This is a genomic window from Streptomyces sp. f51 (assembly GCF_037940415.1).
Taxonomy (GTDB): domain Bacteria; phylum Actinomycetota; class Actinomycetes; order Streptomycetales; family Streptomycetaceae; genus Streptomyces.
The window spans coordinates 6,503,079-6,519,475 of record NZ_CP149798.1; the positions used below are offsets into that span (position 1 = coordinate 6,503,079).

Consider the following 16,397-nt stretch of genomic DNA (forward strand, 5'->3'; position numbering starts at 1 on the left):
GGACAAGCCGGGTCTGTGCCTGGCCCACGCTCTCTTGCCCATTCAAGCTCCTACATCCACGGAAACCCCATAGATCAACAGGGCAGCCGCAAAACTAGCCGAGCCTAAAAGGGGTGAAAATGCCCACCGTGACACCAAGATCACTTTGCCTAAAACTTTACGGGTAAAGTATCTCTAAAATGAAATACGAAAAGGTGGCAAAGCGTCGCCGATGCATTCGATCAAGCCACGTGTGGGATGAATCCGGCCATCGATACCTGTGAGGTTGGTTGTGAGGCAGGTCTGTATTCCTTTTTGCGTTGACGCTTTACTGGTTCGGCTGGGGATGGGCGTTGTGGGGCCGGTAGGGGATTCTTTATCCCCTCTTGGTCCGGGCTGTATATCCTGTGTTCATTTCGGTGTGCAATGACTCTCCATGTTTCCCGTTACTCTGATGGCCGATAACCGCGGCACACACCGGTTGAGGAGATCTCCCGGCGTGCGATGCCGTCAGGCGTGGAGGGGCGTCCGGACGATATGAGTAGACGAAGAGTGTGGGTTGTTGTCGCCGTCATGACAGCGGGGGTGAGCGGCGTCGCTGTCTTGCAGGGCCTCTCAGGAGGGTCCGGGAGGGACGACGTCGGCGAGGACAAGCCCGTCACGGGGCCGGTGCGGGCTCAGGTGCGCTCTGTTGCCCTGCCGGTCGACGGCGACCGCGCCGAGATATCCCGGCGCGACACGCGGCCGTTCAGTCTGGTGGGCCTGTCCTGGACGAAGCCGACGGCCGATCTGCCGGGTTCCGTCGAGGTCCGCGCCCGCAGCACCGGCAGCGGTGACTGGGGATCGTGGAAGTCGCTGGACGTCGGCGGTCACGGTGCCGCCGCCGAGGAGAGCCGACGTGGCGCCACCGAACCGGCCTGGGTGGGCTCGTCGGACGGCGTACAGGTGCGCGTCGACGGACGGGGCTCGGTACTTCCGGCAGGGCTTCGGCTGGAGATGGTCGATCCGGGTAAGGGCACCGCTGCCGTCAGCCCCGACCCCGTGGCGTACGCCGTCGACGCGGAGCCCAGTGACGAGGTCACCGCGACCGCGTCCGACGAGGTGAGCACGCCACCGGAGCAAGACGAATCCACGTCCCCGACGCCGGTGGACGATTCCGCGTCGCCTTCGCCCGGCGAGAGTGTGTCGAGCAGCGCCCCGGCTGCAACGGACACGCCCAGCGCATCGGTCAGCGCTTCACCGACCGCGACAGTGCCGCCGGCACCGGCGTCCACGGCCCCGCGGCCCGTCATCGTGACCCGGGCCCAGTGGGGAGCCGATGAGTCGCTGAACGACGAAGCGCCCGGCTACGGCACGGAGGTCAAGGTTGTTTTCGTCCACCACACCGTGGACGCCAATACCTACACCTGCGCCGATTCGGCCGCTCTGGTCCGCGCCATCCGGGCCTATCACATGGAGAGCAACGGGTGGAAGGACATCGGCTACAACTTCCTGGTGGACAAGTGCGGCACCATTTTCGAGGGTCGCAAGGGCGGCGTGGACCAGCCGGTGATCGGGGCCCACAACCCGGGTTTCAACACCAACTCCGCCGGCATCGCCGTCCTCGGCGAGTACTCCTCCATCGACGCTTCCGCTGCCGCCAAAGCCTCGGTCGCGCAGATCGCCGCGTGGAAACTCGGCCAGTACAAGTACGACCCGACGGGCCAGGTCGACCTGACGGCCGGTATGGACAACGGCAAGTTCAAGCTCGGTCAGACCGCGTCGTTCTACCGCATCTCGGGTCACCGTGACGGCTACTCCACCGAGTGCCCCGGCAACAAGCTGTACGCCTCCATACCCGAGATCCGTGCCCTGGCCGGCGGCCCCGTCACCGGACTCATCCTCAAGCCCTTCACCGGTGCGGGCTTGTCCGGCACCACGGAGTACACCAAGGGCCCGCTCACGGTGAACTGGACGACCTCGACGCCGTCGGCCTTCATCCGGCGCTTCGACGTGCTCGTGGACGGGAAGGTCGCCACCACGGGCGGCCCGACAGCGACGTCGGCCCCGCTGACCCTCACCCGGGGCAGTCACACCCTGGCTGTGCGCGTCACCCACATCTCGGGGAAGACGACGATGACGCCCGACACCACCGTCGTCGCCGAGACCACCCCGCCGACCTTCTCCACCAAGCCGTCGCTGTCGCTGCGTACCGGAACCGTCGACACCACCGCCGTCCCCGTGACGCTGACGTGGAAGGCGGCCGACAACGGCGCCCTGAAGGAGGTCCGCCTCACCAAGCCGTCCGCGCACACCTACGGGCCGACCGTCACGAGCGCCGCGCTGACCGCGAACTCCGGTACGGCCGGCACCTGGTCGACGACCGCCTACGACTTCGCCGGAAACTCCGCTTCCGCCTCCCTGACCGCCACCCCGGCGATCCTCCAGGAAACGGCCGCGACCCGGACCGGTACCTGGACGACGAAGACGTCCAGCAGCTACCTGGGCGGCAAGTCCTACAGCAGCACCGCCAAGAACGCCGCACTCACCTGGACCTTCACCGGCCGCTCGGTCGCATGGGTGGTCTCCCGCGCCGTCGGCTCCGGTCAGGCGGACATCTACGTCGACGGCGTCAAAACCACCACGGTGGACTTGAAGTCGACCGCCACCGCCTACCGCGCCGTGCAGTGGACGAAGACGTGGTCCGCGAGCGGCACTCACACGGTCAAGATCGTGGTGGTGGGCACCTCGGGGCGTCCGACCGTTACCACCGACGGACTGGTCTACCTCGGATAGTTCTCGCCTTCCCCTGGCCGGGCGGCGCCTCGCGCGCCGCCCGGCAGCCCGTGCACGGCCACGGCTGGTCGGCGCGAGGGGTGCCGGGACGAGGGCCGACGGCGTTTGCGGAAGTTTCTGCAACCCCTTGCCGTGATCGTCGAGGGACTGGTTCACTCGACTGCCCGCGTTCGAGAGGGAGAGTCATGAGCCGCGACATCGATGTCCTCGTCCTGGGTGGTGCGGGTGTGGACACCATCGTCCATGTCCCCGAACTGCCGTTGCCCTACGCCGACAGCTACATGATCCGTCCGGGCATCGAGACCCGCGCCGGACAGACCGGTGACTTCGTCGCCCTCGGACTGCACTCCCTCGGGCTGCGCACCCACCACCTGGACCTGCTCGGCGACGACCCCGAGGGCGAGCTCGTACGGGCCCTGCACCGCGACCGGGGCATCCCGTTCACCGCCGTCCCCCAGCCCGCGGGCACCAAGCGCGCGGTCAACCTGGTCGGCCCCGACGGACGCAGGCTGTCCCTGTACGACGACACCCGCGCGCGCGAGACGGACCGGCTGCCCGAGGACGCGGTACGGGAACTGGCCGCGTCGAGCCGCCACGCCCATGTGTCGATCACCTACCCGTGCTCCTTCGCCCTGCCGGTCCTGCGGGAGGCCGGGGTGACCATCTCGACCGACCTGCACGACTGGGACGGCGAGAACCCGTACCACGAGCCGTTCGCCTACACCGCCGACCTCGTGTTCGTCTCGGCCACGGCCCTCACCGACCCCGAGCGCACCATGCGGCGGATCGTGGAGCGCGGCCGGGCCGAGGTGGTCGTCGCCACCGCCGGCGCCGAGGGCGCGTACATGCTGGCCGACGACGAGGTGACCCACGTCCCCGTCGTCCCGCCGCGCACCCCGGTCGTCGACTCGAACGGCGCCGGGGACTCCTTCGCCGCGGGCTTCCTCTACGGCCGCCTGACCGGCCAACCGCTCGCCCGCTGCGCCTTGTTCGGCGCGATCGCCGGCGCCTACGCCTGCACGGTCCCCGCGACCCGCGCCGACGCCGTCAGCCGCGCGGAACTCCTCGACCAGGCGGCCGAGTCGGACGCCCAGGCGGCGCATCCCGCACTCTCCTGACGGAGCCCGTCCCGGCGGACGCGCCGGGTCCCGGCCCCGGAACCGCTCCGGGCGAGGACGGTTCAACGCGATCCGGCCCGGACAGGGACTCGGCATGTCTGCGCACGCGCCCTCCTCGGACGAGGATCCCGACCTCGGATTTCTGTGGCTCGACCTCTCGCGCCCCGAGGACGCGGTCGTCTTCGCGGCCTGGCGGCAGGAATGGCTCGGCCTCCTGAGCGTCTCGTACGGCCGGCTCAACCATCGCGACGAGCTCCACCTGGCCCGGGTCCACGGAGAGGGATGCCGTCTCCTGCTCGCCGTCGAAGGCGAAGGAGACAGGGCCCGTCTCGTCGGCTGTTCCTACGTCAGGGAGGACGGCAGACGGTCGGCCACGGCCGTCGACCCCCGGCACCGAGGCCGTGGCCTGGGCCATTCCCTCGTGCGGGAGACGGTGAGGCGGTTCCCCTACCAGTTCAGCGAGGTCCGCCCCGCCAACGCGGCGCAGCGCAGGATTCTGGAGAAGAACGGATTCGCCCGCGTCGCCGACCCGGCGGCGGTGAGGCGAATACTCGGGCCGCTGCTGAGCGGACTGATCGATCCGTCCTCGGTGCGCGAGAGCGACGGGAGCTATGTGCGCAGCAGCCAGGACGCCGCGAGGAAGGGCCGGTACGTCCTGTACGAGAGACGTCCGGCCTCCGCCGCTCGGTCGCCGCGGCCTCCGCCGCTCAGTCCTTGCGCTTCAGACCGTACGGGCTGGAGACGATCCCCAGGGCGTCCACCGTGTCGGGCGTGCCAGCGTCCGGTGTGCGGTCCCAGTACATGACCCGCCCCGCCAGCAGGACCGGCCGCGCCGACGCGACCCAGCGCAGCACCACGACACCCCCGCGGTAGTGGGCCGAGTCGTCGTTGAACGTGGCGGTGAGCTGTTCCGACTGCCAGCGGCCCTTGAACGTCATCTTCCTGTTGATCGGCCGCCCGCTGCGGCTGACGGTTCGCGTCAGGTGCATGCGCACATGACGCCCCCTCTGCTTGATGATCATCTCGCCCATCGCGGGCCCGGTGCAGTCGGCGACGTCGAAGGTCTCCCAGCGCCCGGATATGGCGGGCTCCCCACGGCCGTAGAAGACGTAGACGGCGGGCACGAGAACGTACTTCCAGATGACCCCGAGGCCGGCGACGATCAGGCCCCCGATGATGTTCTCCAGCACGGCAGCGACCCTAGGGAGCCCCGGCGGCACACGGCAAGGGGGCGACCCGGTGCGAATCCCGGGCCACCCCTTCCCCGGGTCCGGCCCGGATCCGGAATCCGGCCGTACCCGGACCGCGACATCCGGCCCTGCCCGGGCCGCGTGCCTCAGCCCGGGAGCGGTACCCGGGCGGCGTGCCTCAGCCCGAGTGGACCGAATCCGTGGCGACGATCTTCTTCCACGACGTGGGCCGGGTCACCGGGCCCTTCGCCGCCGCGGCGGGGGCGACTCCCGCGCTCCGGGCCGCGGGTGTCGCCGGCTTCGACGGCTGGAACAGCCAGGTGTCGAAGAGCGCCGAGAGCGGGACGCCCGACACCTGCTCGGCGTACTCCCGGAAGTCGGCCACCGAGGCGTTCCCGTACGGGTGCTCCTTGGGCCAGCCCTTCAGGATGGCGAAGAAGGCGTCGTCGCCGACCCGGTTGCGCAGTGCCTGCACCGCCAGCGCGCCCCGGTCGTAGACCGCGATGTCGAACTGGTTGTCGGGACCCGGGTCGCCGGGTGCCACCGTCCAGAAGGCGTCGTCCGCCGGGTGCGAGGCGTACACGTAGTCCGCGAGCTCCTGCGTCGTGCCCTCGCCCTCGTGCTCCGACCACAGCCACTGCGCGTAGCGCGCGAAGCCCTCGTTGATCCAGATGTCCTTCCAGCCCTTGAGCGAGACGTCGTCGCCGAACCACTGGTGCGCCAACTCATGTACCACGACGGAGGTGTTGGAGCCGTTCGCGAACTGGCGCGGGCTGTAGTACACCCGGGTCTGGGTCTCCAGCGCGTATCCGGTGGTGGTGTTGGGCACATAGCCGCCCGCGGAACTGAAGGGATACGGCCCGAAGTAGCCGCTCAGCCAGTCGACCAGCTCTCCGGTGCGCTCGACACTGGCGCGCGCCGCCCCGTCGTTGTCCCCGAGGTCCTTGCTGTAGGCGTTGACGACCGGCACACCGCCCTCGGACGTGCCGGTCGTGATGTCGAACTTCCCCACCGCGAGCGTGGTCAGATACGTCGCCTGCGGCTTGTTGGAGCGCCAGTTGTAGCGGGTCCAGCCGAGCCGTGAACTCGTCGACTGGAGCGTGCCGTTGGAGATCGCCTGGGTGCCGTCCGGGACGGCCACCGACACGTCGTAGGTCGCCTTGTCGAGCGGGTGGTCGTTGCTCGGGTACCACCACCACGCCGACTCGGGCTCGTCCGCCGCGACCGCCCCGTCCGGGGTGCGGTGCCAGGTCGAGAAGCCGTACGCGCTCTTCGTGGACGGCACTCCGCTGTAGCGGACGACGACGGTGATCTGCGTGCCCTTGGCCAGCGGCCTGGCCGGCGTGATCTCCAGCTCGTGCTGGCCCGAGGTGGCGAACGACGCCTTCGCGCCGTTGACCCGCACCTCGCTCACATCGAGCAGAAAGTCCAGATCGAACCGGGACAGGTCCTGGGTGGTGGTCGCCAGCAGCGTGGCCGTCCCCTCGAGCTCGTCCGTCCGGGGCTGGTACGTGAGCCTCAGGTCGTAGTGCGAGACGTCGTATCCGCCGTTGCCGTAGGCCGGGTAGTAGGGGTCGCCGATGCCCGGTGCGCCCGGGGTGTAACTTGCCGCCGATGCCGGGATCGCCAGCAGCAGGGAGGCGGCGAGGGCGCCCGGGGCGATGAGTCTGCGGTGCACGTCAAGCTCCAAGTCGTCGGGGCATGAAGTCGGTCCGGAGCCTATTCAGTCCCTGGGGCCCCGGTCATGTCCACGGCCACCCCCGTCACACGATCGCCATTCGGCCGACATGAGCCCTCCCGAACCGATGGTCCGTCAGACACCCTCTGTCGCAGCAGAGTTGACCGGGGTACGTTCCGCTCATGCCGAAATCAGTGCGCCGCACGCGCTTCATGACCTGGAGACCGCTCGCGACGGCGGCCGTCGCCGCCCTGATGGCCGCCTTCCTCGTCCCGGCCGCCGCACACGGCGCCCCGAGGGAGAGCACCCCGGTCTACTCCTACGCGAACGCGATCCGTGAGTCCGTCTGGGTCGACACCGGTCTCGACGGTGACGGCGACGGGAAGCACGATCGTGTCGCCGTCGACATCGTCCGGCCCGCAGAACCCGCCCGCCAGGGACACAAGGTCCCGGTGATCATGGACGCCAGCCCCTACTACTCCTGCTGCGGACGGGGCAACGAGAGCCAGAAGAAGACGTACGACGCGAACGGCCACGTCGTGCAGATGCCGCTCTTCTACGACAACTACTTCGTGCCGCGCGGCTACGCCTTCGTCGGCGTCGACCTCGCCGGGACCAACCGCTCCGACGGCTGCGTCGACGTCGGCGGCCGCTCCGACATCCAGTCCGCCAAGGCGGTGATCGACTGGCTCAACGGCCGTGCCAGGGGCTACACCACCCGTACCGGCACGGCCACGGCGAGGGCCACCTGGACCAACGGCAGGACCGGGATGATCGGCAAGAGCTGGGACGGCACCATCGCCAACGGCGTCGCCGCCACCGGCGTCAGGGGCCTGAAGACCATCGTGCCGATCAGCGCCATCTCCTCCTGGTACGACTACTACTTCGCCAAGGGCGCCCCGCTCTACGACTCGGGACCCGACTGGCTGTCCGGTTACGTCGACAGTCCCGACGCCACCGCCAAGTGCGCGTCCGTGCAGCGGAAGCTGGTGGACGGGGCGCCGCGCACCGGCGACTGGACCCCGCTGTGGACCGAGCGCGACTACGTCAAGGACGCCGCGAAGGTGAAGGCCAGCGTCTTCCTCGTCCACGGCATGCAGGACCTGAACGTCCGGACCAAGAACTTCGGCCAGTGGTGGGACGCCCTCGCCCGGCACGGTGTCGAGCGCAAGATCTGGCTCTCCCAGACCGGCCACGTCGACCCCTTCGACTTCCGCCGTGCCGCCTGGGTCGACACCCTGCACCGCTGGTTCGACCACGAACTCCTCGGCTACGACAACGGAGTCGACCGCGAGCCGATGGCGGACATCGAACGCCACCCCGACCAGTGGACCACCTCCGCCGTCTGGCCGCCCCGCACCACGAGCGCCACGACCCTGCGCCCGGGCGCGGGCGCGCAGCCGGGAGTCGGCACCCTCGGGCTCGCCCGCCGCTCCGGGACCGAGACGTTCACCGACGACCCGACGCGCAGCGAGACCGACTGGGCCGCGCACATCGACCAGGCCACCGCGGACAAGGCCGGATTCACCACCGGGCCGCTGACGCACGACCTGCGGCTCTCCGGCTCCTCCCGGGTGACCGTCACGGCCACCCCCACCACCGCGACCGCCCACCTCTCGGCGGTACTGGTCGACCTCGGCCCGGACACGATCCGCGACTACGCCGGCTCCGGTGAGGGGATCGACACCCTCACCGGCCGTACCTGCTGGGGCGCGAGCACGGCGGGCGACAGCTCCTGCTACAAGGCGACCGAGGCCGCCAGGACCGGCGTCGACTACACGGTCGTCAGCCGCGGCTGGGCCGACCTCGGGAACTACGCCTCGGACAAGGGCGTCGCGCTCACCCCGGGGAAGGCGTACACCATCACGCTGGACCTGGCGGCCACGGACCACGTCGTCCCGAAGGGGCACCGGCTCGCGCTGATCGTCGCGGGCACCGACAAGGACCTCATCGATCCGCCCGCCGACACCCCGACGCTCACCCTCGACCTGTCCCGCACCTCGGCCCGGGTACCCCTGGTGGGCGGAGCGGACGCGTTCGAACGGGCCACCAAGGGGGCCGCGCCGGCCCCGGCCGCGTCCGTCCTCGACGGTGTACGCGCCCCGCGCACCGCGCTCCGCGTCCCGGGGGAGGCCCACTGATCCACCGCCCGGCTCATCCGCCGACGGGTTGACCGGCTGACGGGCCGGTCAACCGGGCGGCCGCGTACCGCGGTGCAGAGGTGAGGCGGCCGGACCCCCGAGTCCGGCCGCCTCACGCGCCGGACCCCCGAGTCCGGCCGCCTCACGCGCCGATGCCCCGAGTCCGGCCGCCTCACGCGTCCATGCCCGCGCGTCCGCTCGGCTCACGCGTCCATGCCCACGCGTCCGCTCGGCTCACGCGTCCATGCCCGCGCGTCCGGCCGTCTCACGCACCCGTCCCGACCAGCTCCGCCGCCACCCGCGCGCACCCCCACGCCACGGTCACCCCGGCACCCCCGTGCCCGTAGTTGTGCACCAGCACCCGCCCGTCCGGCCGGACCTCGCGTTCCAGCCGGACCGCCTCGCGCACCGGCCGCAGCCCCACCCGGTGACCGAGCACCCGCGCTCCGGCGACCTCCGGGCGCAGCGCCGCGCACTGCTCGACGATGCGCGCCGCCACCTCGGGGTCGGGGACCAGGGACCAGTCGTCCTCGTCCGTGGTGCCGCCGAGGATCACCCGGTCGGGCTGCGGGAAGACGTACGTCGTCGTCCCGTCCACGGCGTCCTTCGAGACGACCCACTCACGGATCCCGGGGTTCTCGACGATCACGAGCTGCCCGCGCACGGGCCGTACCGCGGCATCCGGGACGAGTTCGCGGGCACCGAGGCCCGAGCAGTTCACGACGACCGGCGCGTCGAGTTCCGCGAGGTCGGTCACCGTACGTTCCTCGACCGTGCCGCCCGCCCGCAGCAACCGCTCCCGCAGATGGCGCAGATGCACGGGCATGTCGATCAACGGCAGCCGCGCCCGCAACGCGGGCCCCGGGTACTCCTCGGCTCTCGCCGCGCGCAGCCCCGGCACCCGGGCCGCCCACGATCCCAGCTCGTCCAGTCCCGTCTCGCCCATGACCCCCTCGACCAGGCGTACGCCACTGTCCTCGGGCCGCGCCGCCAACTCCTCGTACACGCCGAGCGAATCGAGCGCCCACTCACGGGCCGACGCCTCCGGCGCGATGCGGTACGGCCACCACAGGGCCCCCGCAACAGCCGAGGTGGTCCGCTCGGAGTGCTCCCGCGCCCACACCCCGACCCGTCGGCCGGCCTCCGCCAGCACCAGGGCCGTCGTCAGGCCGACGACACCCGCGCCGACCACGATCACTTCACCGCTCCCGGGGTTCTCCATGCCGGGACGCTAGCGGAAGTCGCCGGAACATGGTCTCGTCACTCTCCGTCCGGGAATACTCACAGCATGTCCTCCGAGTACGCCACATTCGGCCTGGCACCGGCGATGCGTGCCGGTGGAGTCCTCACCGACGGTGACTGTCAAGTCCACCGGGACTTCGTCGACTTCGTCGTCGACGGACGCCCGCTGCTCTTCCGGCTCTCCGACCTCGACGCCGTCTCCCCGCTCGCCTCCGACGTACCCCCTGCGATCTTCACCGCCCAGGTGCGCGGTCTGCTCCTGGAGGCCGACGCGCCGCTCGCCGGGGGCAGACACGTCATCTACGGCTGCCCCGAGTGCGAGAGCATCGAGTGCGGTGCCGTGACCGCGCTCATCGAGCGGGACGGCGACGACTACGTCTGGCGGGACTTCGCCTGGCAGACCGGCGAGCGGCCCGACCTGGAACTCAACGGCTACCACGGCATGGGGCCGTTCCGCTTCCGCGGACCCGAGTACCGCGGCGCGCTGTCCTCCCTGCTCGACGCCGACGCGGGTGCCCGCCGCCGTGTGCTGCTGATCGGCGCCCGGGGCTCCTCGCTCGCGAAGCCGGCCGCCGCCCTGCGGGCCATCGGCATCGGCGCGGACATCGCCCGCGACACCGCCGGGGTGCCCCCGGACGAACTGCGTTCCTACGGCGCGGTGTTGTTCGGCCGGGCCGTCCCCGAGGCGGCACGAGCCGCCGTACGCGCGTCGTTCCGCGGCGCGGGCGTCGAGGTCGCCCAGGTCGAGGGCCTCGCCCCGATCGTTCCGCTGCTGGTCGCCCAGATCGAGCACGCCCTGGACCGCAGCCCGGTGGAACTGCGCCGGCTCACCCGGCTGGTCGCCGCCGACGACGAGGCCGGGGTCGAGGTCACCTCCACCTGCCGGGTCCGGCTGACCGCGTACCGCCGCGACCGCCTCGCGCGCACCCACGCGCACGACGTCTTCGACGGCGTCCTGCCGACCGGCCACCACCGGATCCCGCTCCAGGCCGGAGCCGTCAGGGGAACATCGTTCGTCGTGGCCCGGACGTCGGGAGGCGTCCTGGTGGAACCGGTCACCCACGGGGGCCGCCGGGATCGGCGGTGAAGGGCGCGGCGGCGGGCCGTTAAAATCGGCTCCCTGATGACTGCCACCCTCGTCGCCAAGAACCTCACCGCCGGACACGGCGACCGCGCTCTGTTCGCCGGACTCGACCTCGTCGTCGCGCCCGGCGACGTGATCGGGCTCGTCGGCGCCAACGGCGCGGGCAAGTCCACGCTGCTGCGGCTGCTCGCCGGCCTCCTCGCCCCGGAACAGGGCGAGCTGCGGCTCTCCCCGCCCTCCGCGACCGTCGGGCACCTGCCCCAGGAGCCGGAGCGCCGGGAGGGCGAGACCGTACGGGACTTCCTCGCCCGCAGGACCGGCGTCGACGAGGCCCAGCGGGTGATGGACGCGGCGACGCAGGCGCTCGTCGACGGGGCGCCCGGCGCGGACGACGCGTACGCGAACAGCCTGGAGCGCTGGCTCGACCTCGGCGGCGCCGACCTGGACGAGCGGGCCGAGGAGGTCGCCGACTCCCTGGGGCTCGGCGTCGGTCTCGACCAGCCGATGACGTCCCTGTCCGGCGGCCAGGCGGCCCGCGCCGGACTCGCCTCCCTGCTGCTCTCCCGCTACGACGTCTTCCTCCTCGACGAGCCCACCAACGACCTCGACCTGGACGGCCTGGAGCGCCTGGAGCGTTTCGTCTCCGGTCTGCGGGCCGGCACCGTCGTCGTCAGCCACGACCGCGAGTTCCTGACCCGCACGGTCACCAAGGTCCTCGAACTCGACCTGGTCCAGCAGCAGATCACGCTCTACGGCGGCGGTTACGAGGCGTATCTCGAAGAGCGCGACACCGCCCGCCGGCACGCCCGCGAGGACTTCGAGGAGTACGCCGACAAGCGCTCCGCCCTCGAAGGCCGGGCCCAGATGCAGCGGGGCTGGATGGACAAGGGCGTCAAGAACGCCCGGCGCAAGGCGGGCAACGACAACGACAAGATCGGCCGCAAGTTCCGCAGCGAGGCCAGCGAGAAGCAGGCCGCGAAGGCCCGGCAGACGCAGCGCATGATCGAGCGGCTGGACGTCGTCGAGGAGCCCCGCAAGGAGTGGGAGCTGCGCATGGAGATCGCGGCGGCCCCGCGGTCGGGCGCGGTCGTCGCCACCTTGCGGGACGCCGAGGTACGGCGCGGGGACTTCACCTTCGGCCCGGCGACCCTCCAGATCGACTGGGCCGACCGGGTGGCCGTCACCGGCGCGAACGGCGCGGGCAAGTCGACCCTGCTGGGCGCGCTGCTCGGCCGGGTGCCGCTGACCTCGGGCCACGCCACGCTCGGCTCCGGCGTGGTCGTCGGCGAGGTGGACCAGGCCCGCAAGCTCTTCCACGGCTCCGAGTCCCTGCTGGACGCGTTCGGCGCGGCCGTACCGGACACGGAACCCGCCGAAGTCCGCACCCTGCTGGCCAAGTTCGGCCTGAAGGCGGAGCACGTCCTGCGCCCCGCGGCCACGCTGTCCCCGGGCGAGCGGACGCGCTCCGCGCTGGCACTGCTCCAGGGCCGTGGCGTCAACCTGCTGGTCCTCGACGAGCCCACGAACCACCTGGACCTGCCGGCCATCGAGCAGCTGGAAGCCGCGCTGGACACCTACGAGGGCACGCTCCTGCTGGTCACCCACGACCGCCGCATGCTGGACGCCGTGCGCACGACCCGCCGCCTGGAAGTGGCGGACGGCAAGGTCACCGAACGCTGAGCCCCGCTGCCGCCGTACGGGAAGGGGGCGACCGCCGATCGGCGGTCGCCCCCTTCCCGTACGTCAGGCCGGTGTCACTTCCGGCCCCGCTCGGGGCCGGTCAGGCCCGCGCGGCGCAGAGCGTCGGCCATGGCGCTGTTCGACGGCGCCGGAGCCTGCCGGGAACCGCCCCCGCCGCCGGTGCCGCCCCCGGCACCGCCGCCGCGGCCCTGCCGCTGCTGGCCGCGCTGCTGCGGCGGACGCCCGCCCCGCTGGGGCCGGCCGCCGCCCTCGGCCGCCGGGTCCGCGGCCTCGTCGTCCAGCCGGAGCGTCAGCGAGATCCGCTTGCGCGGGATGTCGATGTCCAGCACCTTCACCTTGACGATGTCGCCCGGCTTCACGACGTCCCGCGGGTCCTTCACGAAGGTCTTCGACAGTGCGGAGACGTGTGCCAGGCCGTCCTGGTGGACGCCGATGTCGATGAACGCCCCGAAGGCCGCGACGTTCGTGACGACCCCCTCCAGGACCATCCCGGAGGACAGGTCGGAGATCTTCTCCACGCCCTCCTTGAAGGTGGCCGTCTTGAAGGCGGGCCGCGGGTCGCGCCCCGGCTTCTCCAGCTCCCTGAGGATGTCCGTGACGGTGGGCAGACCGAACGTCTCGTCGACGAAGTCGGCCGGCCTCAGCGAGCGCAGCACGCCCGTGTTGCCGATCAGTGAGGCGACCTCGCTGCCCGCCGTCTTCACCATCCGCCGCACCACGGGGTACGCCTCCGGGTGCACGCTGGACGCGTCCAGCGGGTCGCTGCCGCCCCGGATCCGCAGGAAGCCCGCGCACTGCTCGTACGCCTTGGGGCCGAGCCTGGCCACCTTCTTGAGAGCCGTACGGGAGGTGAAGGGACCGTTGGCGTCGCGGTGCGCCACGATGTTCTCCGCGAGGCCGGAGGTGATGCCGGAGACCCGGGCCAGCAGCGGGGCGGAGGCGGTGTTCACGTCCACGCCCACGCCGTTCACGCAGTCCTCGACCACCGCGTCCAGCGAACGGGACAGCTTCACCTCGGACAGGTCGTGCTGGTACTGGCCGACGCCGATCGACTTCGGGTCGATCTTCACCAGCTCGGCCAGCGGGTCCTGGAGCCGGCGCGCGATGGAGACGGCGCCGCGCAGCGACACGTCCATGTCGGGCAGCTCCTGCGAGGCGAACGCGGACGCCGAGTACACCGACGCCCCCGCCTCGGACACCATCACCTTCGTGAGCTTCAGCTCCGGGTGCTTCGTGATCAGCTCGCCGGCGAGCTTGTCGGTCTCGCGGGAGGCCGTGCCGTTGCCGATCGCGATCAGATCGACCGCGTGCTGCTCGGCGAGCCGGGCGAGCTTGGCGATGGCCTCGTCCCACCGGTTGGCCGGGACGTGCGGGTGGATGACGTCCGTGGCGACGACCTTGCCGGTCGCGTCGACCACGGCGACCTTCACGCCCGTGCGGAAGCCGGGGTCCAGGCCCAGCGTCGCGCGCGTGCCCGCCGGGGCGGCGAGGAGCAGGTCCCGCAGGTTCGCCGCGAAGACGTTCACCGCCTCGTCCTCGGCGGCGGTGCGCAGCCGCAGGCGCACGTCGATGCCGAGGTGCACCAGGATGCGGGTGCGCCAGGCCCAGCGGGCGGTGTCCGTGAGCCACTTGTCGCCGGGCCGGCCGCGGTCGGCGATGCCGAAGCGGTGCGCGACGATCCCCTCGTACGAGGACGGTCCCTCGGTGGGCTCCTCCGGCTCCAGGACGAGATCGAGGACGTCCTCCTTCTCGCCGCGCAGCATGGCGAGGATCCGGTGCGAGGGCAGTGCCTTGAAGGGCTCCGCGAAGTCGAAGTAGTCGGCGAACTTGGCGCCGGCCTCCTCCTTGCCGTCGCGCACCTTGGCGGCGAGTCTTCCGCGCACCCACATGCGCTCGCGCAGCTCGCCGATCAGGTCGGCGTCCTCCGAGAACCGCTCGGTGAGGATCGCCCGGGCGCCGTCCAGGGCGGCCTGCGGGTCGGCCACGCCCTTGTCGGCGTCGACGAAGGCCGCCGCGGCCGCGAACGGCTCCACGGACGGGTCGCCGAGCAGGCCCTCGGCCAGCGGCTCCAGGCCCGCCTCGCGCGCGATCTGCGCCTTGGTGCGCCGCTTGGGCTTGAACGGCAGATAGATGTCCTCAAGGCGCGCCTTGGTCTCGGCGCCCCTGATCTGCGCCTCCAGCTCGGCGCTGAGCTTGCCCTGCTCGCGCACCGAGTCGAGGATCGCGGCCCGCCGGTCCTCCAGCTCCCGCAGATAGCGCAGCCGCTCCTCGAGGGTGCGCAGCTGCGCGTCGTCGAGCATCTCGGTCGCTTCCTTGCGGTAGCGGGCGATGAAGGGCACCGTCGAGCCGCCGTCGAGCAGGTCGACGGCCGCCTTGACCTGCCGTTCCCGCACACCGAGTTCTTCGGCGATCCTGCCTTCGATGGACCCTACGAGGGGTGTCGTCACGATCCCGTACCGCCTTCTCCACTGAGGTTGCGCGGCAATTGTGGCAGGTGACACCGACAACGGGGGCTCAGGGCACCGCACGGGGGCACCGCGCGCCGCGCGCGGGCCCGATCGGCGCCCCGGCTCGCGGCACGCGGCCGGGTACCGCTGGGCCCCTCAGCCCTTGCCGATCATTCCGTCCGGGAACGCGCCCGCGGCGAACGCCGTCAGCAGCAGGCCCCTCGCCAGCTCGGTGAGCCGTTCGACCCCGGCCGCGCCCAGGTGCTCGTACGGCGCGCGGTCGAGGCGGTCCGTGCGGTCCTCGATGTCCCGGCGCAGTTCCGTGCCGGCCTGCGTCAGCTCGCCGTCCGCGTCCAGCAGCCCGCGCGCCCGCAGCCGCCCGGACGCCGCCTCCCAGTCCTGCCGGGACCAGCCACGGGTGCCGAGGACCCAGCGGGGCGCCATGCCCTTGCCGGTCGCGGTGTGGCTCACCAGGGCCTCCACCGGGTCGAGCTCGGCGTCGAGAAGCGCCGCGAGATGGCCGTCGCCCCGGTGCTCGCGCAGCAGGGTGGCCGCGTGCCAGAGCGCCAGGTGCGGCTCCTGGGGCACGGGAAGGTCCGCGTGCGCGGCGTACAGAGGCCGGGCGGTCCTGCCGCAGGCCTCGGTCGCGCGCAGGGCGAGCTCCGCGGCCTCGGCCACCTCCGCGGAGGCGATGACGTCCTTGCCGAGCAGCCGCGTGAGCGTCGCGTCCACGGCGCGCAGCCGGGCGCCGAGCACCGTCTCCGGAGACGCGGTCCGCCACACGGCGGGCACGTGCCCGGCGACCAGTTCGTGCCGGAAGTTGAAGAACGTCGCCGTCACCGTGCCCGCGCCGACCGCGCCCATCGCGGCGGACCGCACCGCGAAGTACCCGGCGCGCTCGTCGTCGATGCCGACCGCGGCCAGCTCACGGCCCAGATCGGGCGAGAAGTAGTGCGTCGAGTGCAGCGGATTGAGGACGTTGTGGCAGCGTCGGCCGGCGCGCTCCGGCAGGGGAGGGGTCATACCCCGCACATTACCGACT

Annotated in this window: 10 protein-coding genes; 5 read left to right on the forward strand and 5 right to left on the reverse strand. The window is 71.5% G+C overall.

Translation table 11 applies throughout. The features are described 5' to 3' along the window. The first annotated feature begins 516 nt into the window (after positions 1-516). Both WJM95_RS28175 and WJM95_RS28180 read left to right on the forward strand, forming a co-directional pair. Positions 517-2,754 (forward strand): N-acetylmuramoyl-L-alanine amidase, encoded by a 2,238-nt coding sequence (locus WJM95_RS28175; protein WP_339132722.1) that lies wholly within the window; start codon positions 517-519, stop codon positions 2,752-2,754. Positions 2,755-2,939: 185 nt separating this feature from the next. Continuing rightward, entirely contained in the window at positions 2,940-3,872 is a 933-nt protein-coding gene (locus tag WJM95_RS28180; RefSeq protein WP_339132724.1) for an adenosine kinase, read from the forward strand. A 707-nt stretch (positions 3,873-4,579) separates the two neighbouring features. Here WJM95_RS28180 and WJM95_RS28185 read toward each other — a convergent pair. Beyond that, on the reverse strand, positions 4,580-5,062 hold the full coding sequence (locus WJM95_RS28185) for a hypothetical protein (protein ID WP_339132726.1): 483 nt from the start codon (positions 5,060-5,062) through the stop codon (positions 4,580-4,582). Between the two features lie 178 nt (positions 5,063-5,240). Further along, positions 5,241-6,740, reverse strand: coding sequence for a M1 family metallopeptidase (locus WJM95_RS28190; protein ID WP_339132728.1), 1,500 nt, complete (start codon positions 6,738-6,740; stop codon positions 5,241-5,243). A gap of 182 nt (positions 6,741-6,922) precedes the next feature. Between WJM95_RS28190 and WJM95_RS28195 the strand changes: the two genes are divergently transcribed. Next, positions 6,923-8,881 carry a Xaa-Pro dipeptidyl-peptidase gene (locus WJM95_RS28195; RefSeq protein ID WP_339132730.1) on the forward strand — a complete coding sequence of 653 codons (1,959 nt, stop codon included), beginning with the start codon at positions 6,923-6,925 and terminating at the stop codon, positions 8,879-8,881. A gap of 265 nt (positions 8,882-9,146) precedes the next feature. Here WJM95_RS28195 and WJM95_RS28200 read toward each other — a convergent pair whose 3' ends face one another. After that, positions 9,147-10,103 carry an FAD-dependent oxidoreductase gene (locus WJM95_RS28200; protein ID WP_339132732.1) on the reverse strand — a complete coding sequence of 319 codons (957 nt, stop codon included), beginning with the start codon at positions 10,101-10,103 and terminating at the stop codon, positions 9,147-9,149. A gap of 66 nt (positions 10,104-10,169) precedes the next feature. Between WJM95_RS28200 and WJM95_RS28205 the strand changes: the two genes are divergently transcribed. Together WJM95_RS28205 and WJM95_RS28210 are read left to right on the forward strand one after the other, a co-directional pair. Further along, complete coding sequence (locus tag WJM95_RS28205; protein WP_339132734.1) at positions 10,170-11,210, forward strand: oxidoreductase; 1,041 nt, start codon at positions 10,170-10,172, stop codon at positions 11,208-11,210. Positions 11,211-11,246: 36 nt separating this feature from the next. After that, on the forward strand, positions 11,247-12,887 hold the full coding sequence (locus WJM95_RS28210) for an ABC-F family ATP-binding cassette domain-containing protein (protein ID WP_339132736.1): 1,641 nt from the start codon (positions 11,247-11,249) through the stop codon (positions 12,885-12,887). A 74-nt stretch (positions 12,888-12,961) separates the two neighbouring features. On the opposite strand, the gene WJM95_RS28215 is transcribed toward WJM95_RS28210, so the two are convergent. Both WJM95_RS28215 and WJM95_RS28220 read right to left on the reverse strand, forming a co-directional pair. Beyond that, the gene (locus WJM95_RS28215; RefSeq protein WP_339132738.1) at positions 12,962-15,355 is read right to left on the reverse strand and encodes a Tex family protein; all 2,394 of its coding nucleotides are present in this window, start codon (positions 15,353-15,355) and stop codon (positions 12,962-12,964) included. Between the two features lie 156 nt (positions 15,356-15,511). Then, positions 15,512-16,378: a hypothetical protein gene (locus WJM95_RS28220; protein ID WP_339132741.1), complete on the reverse strand. Its 867-nt coding sequence runs from the start codon at positions 16,376-16,378 to the stop codon at positions 15,512-15,514. Positions 16,379-16,397 lie beyond the last annotated feature (19 nt).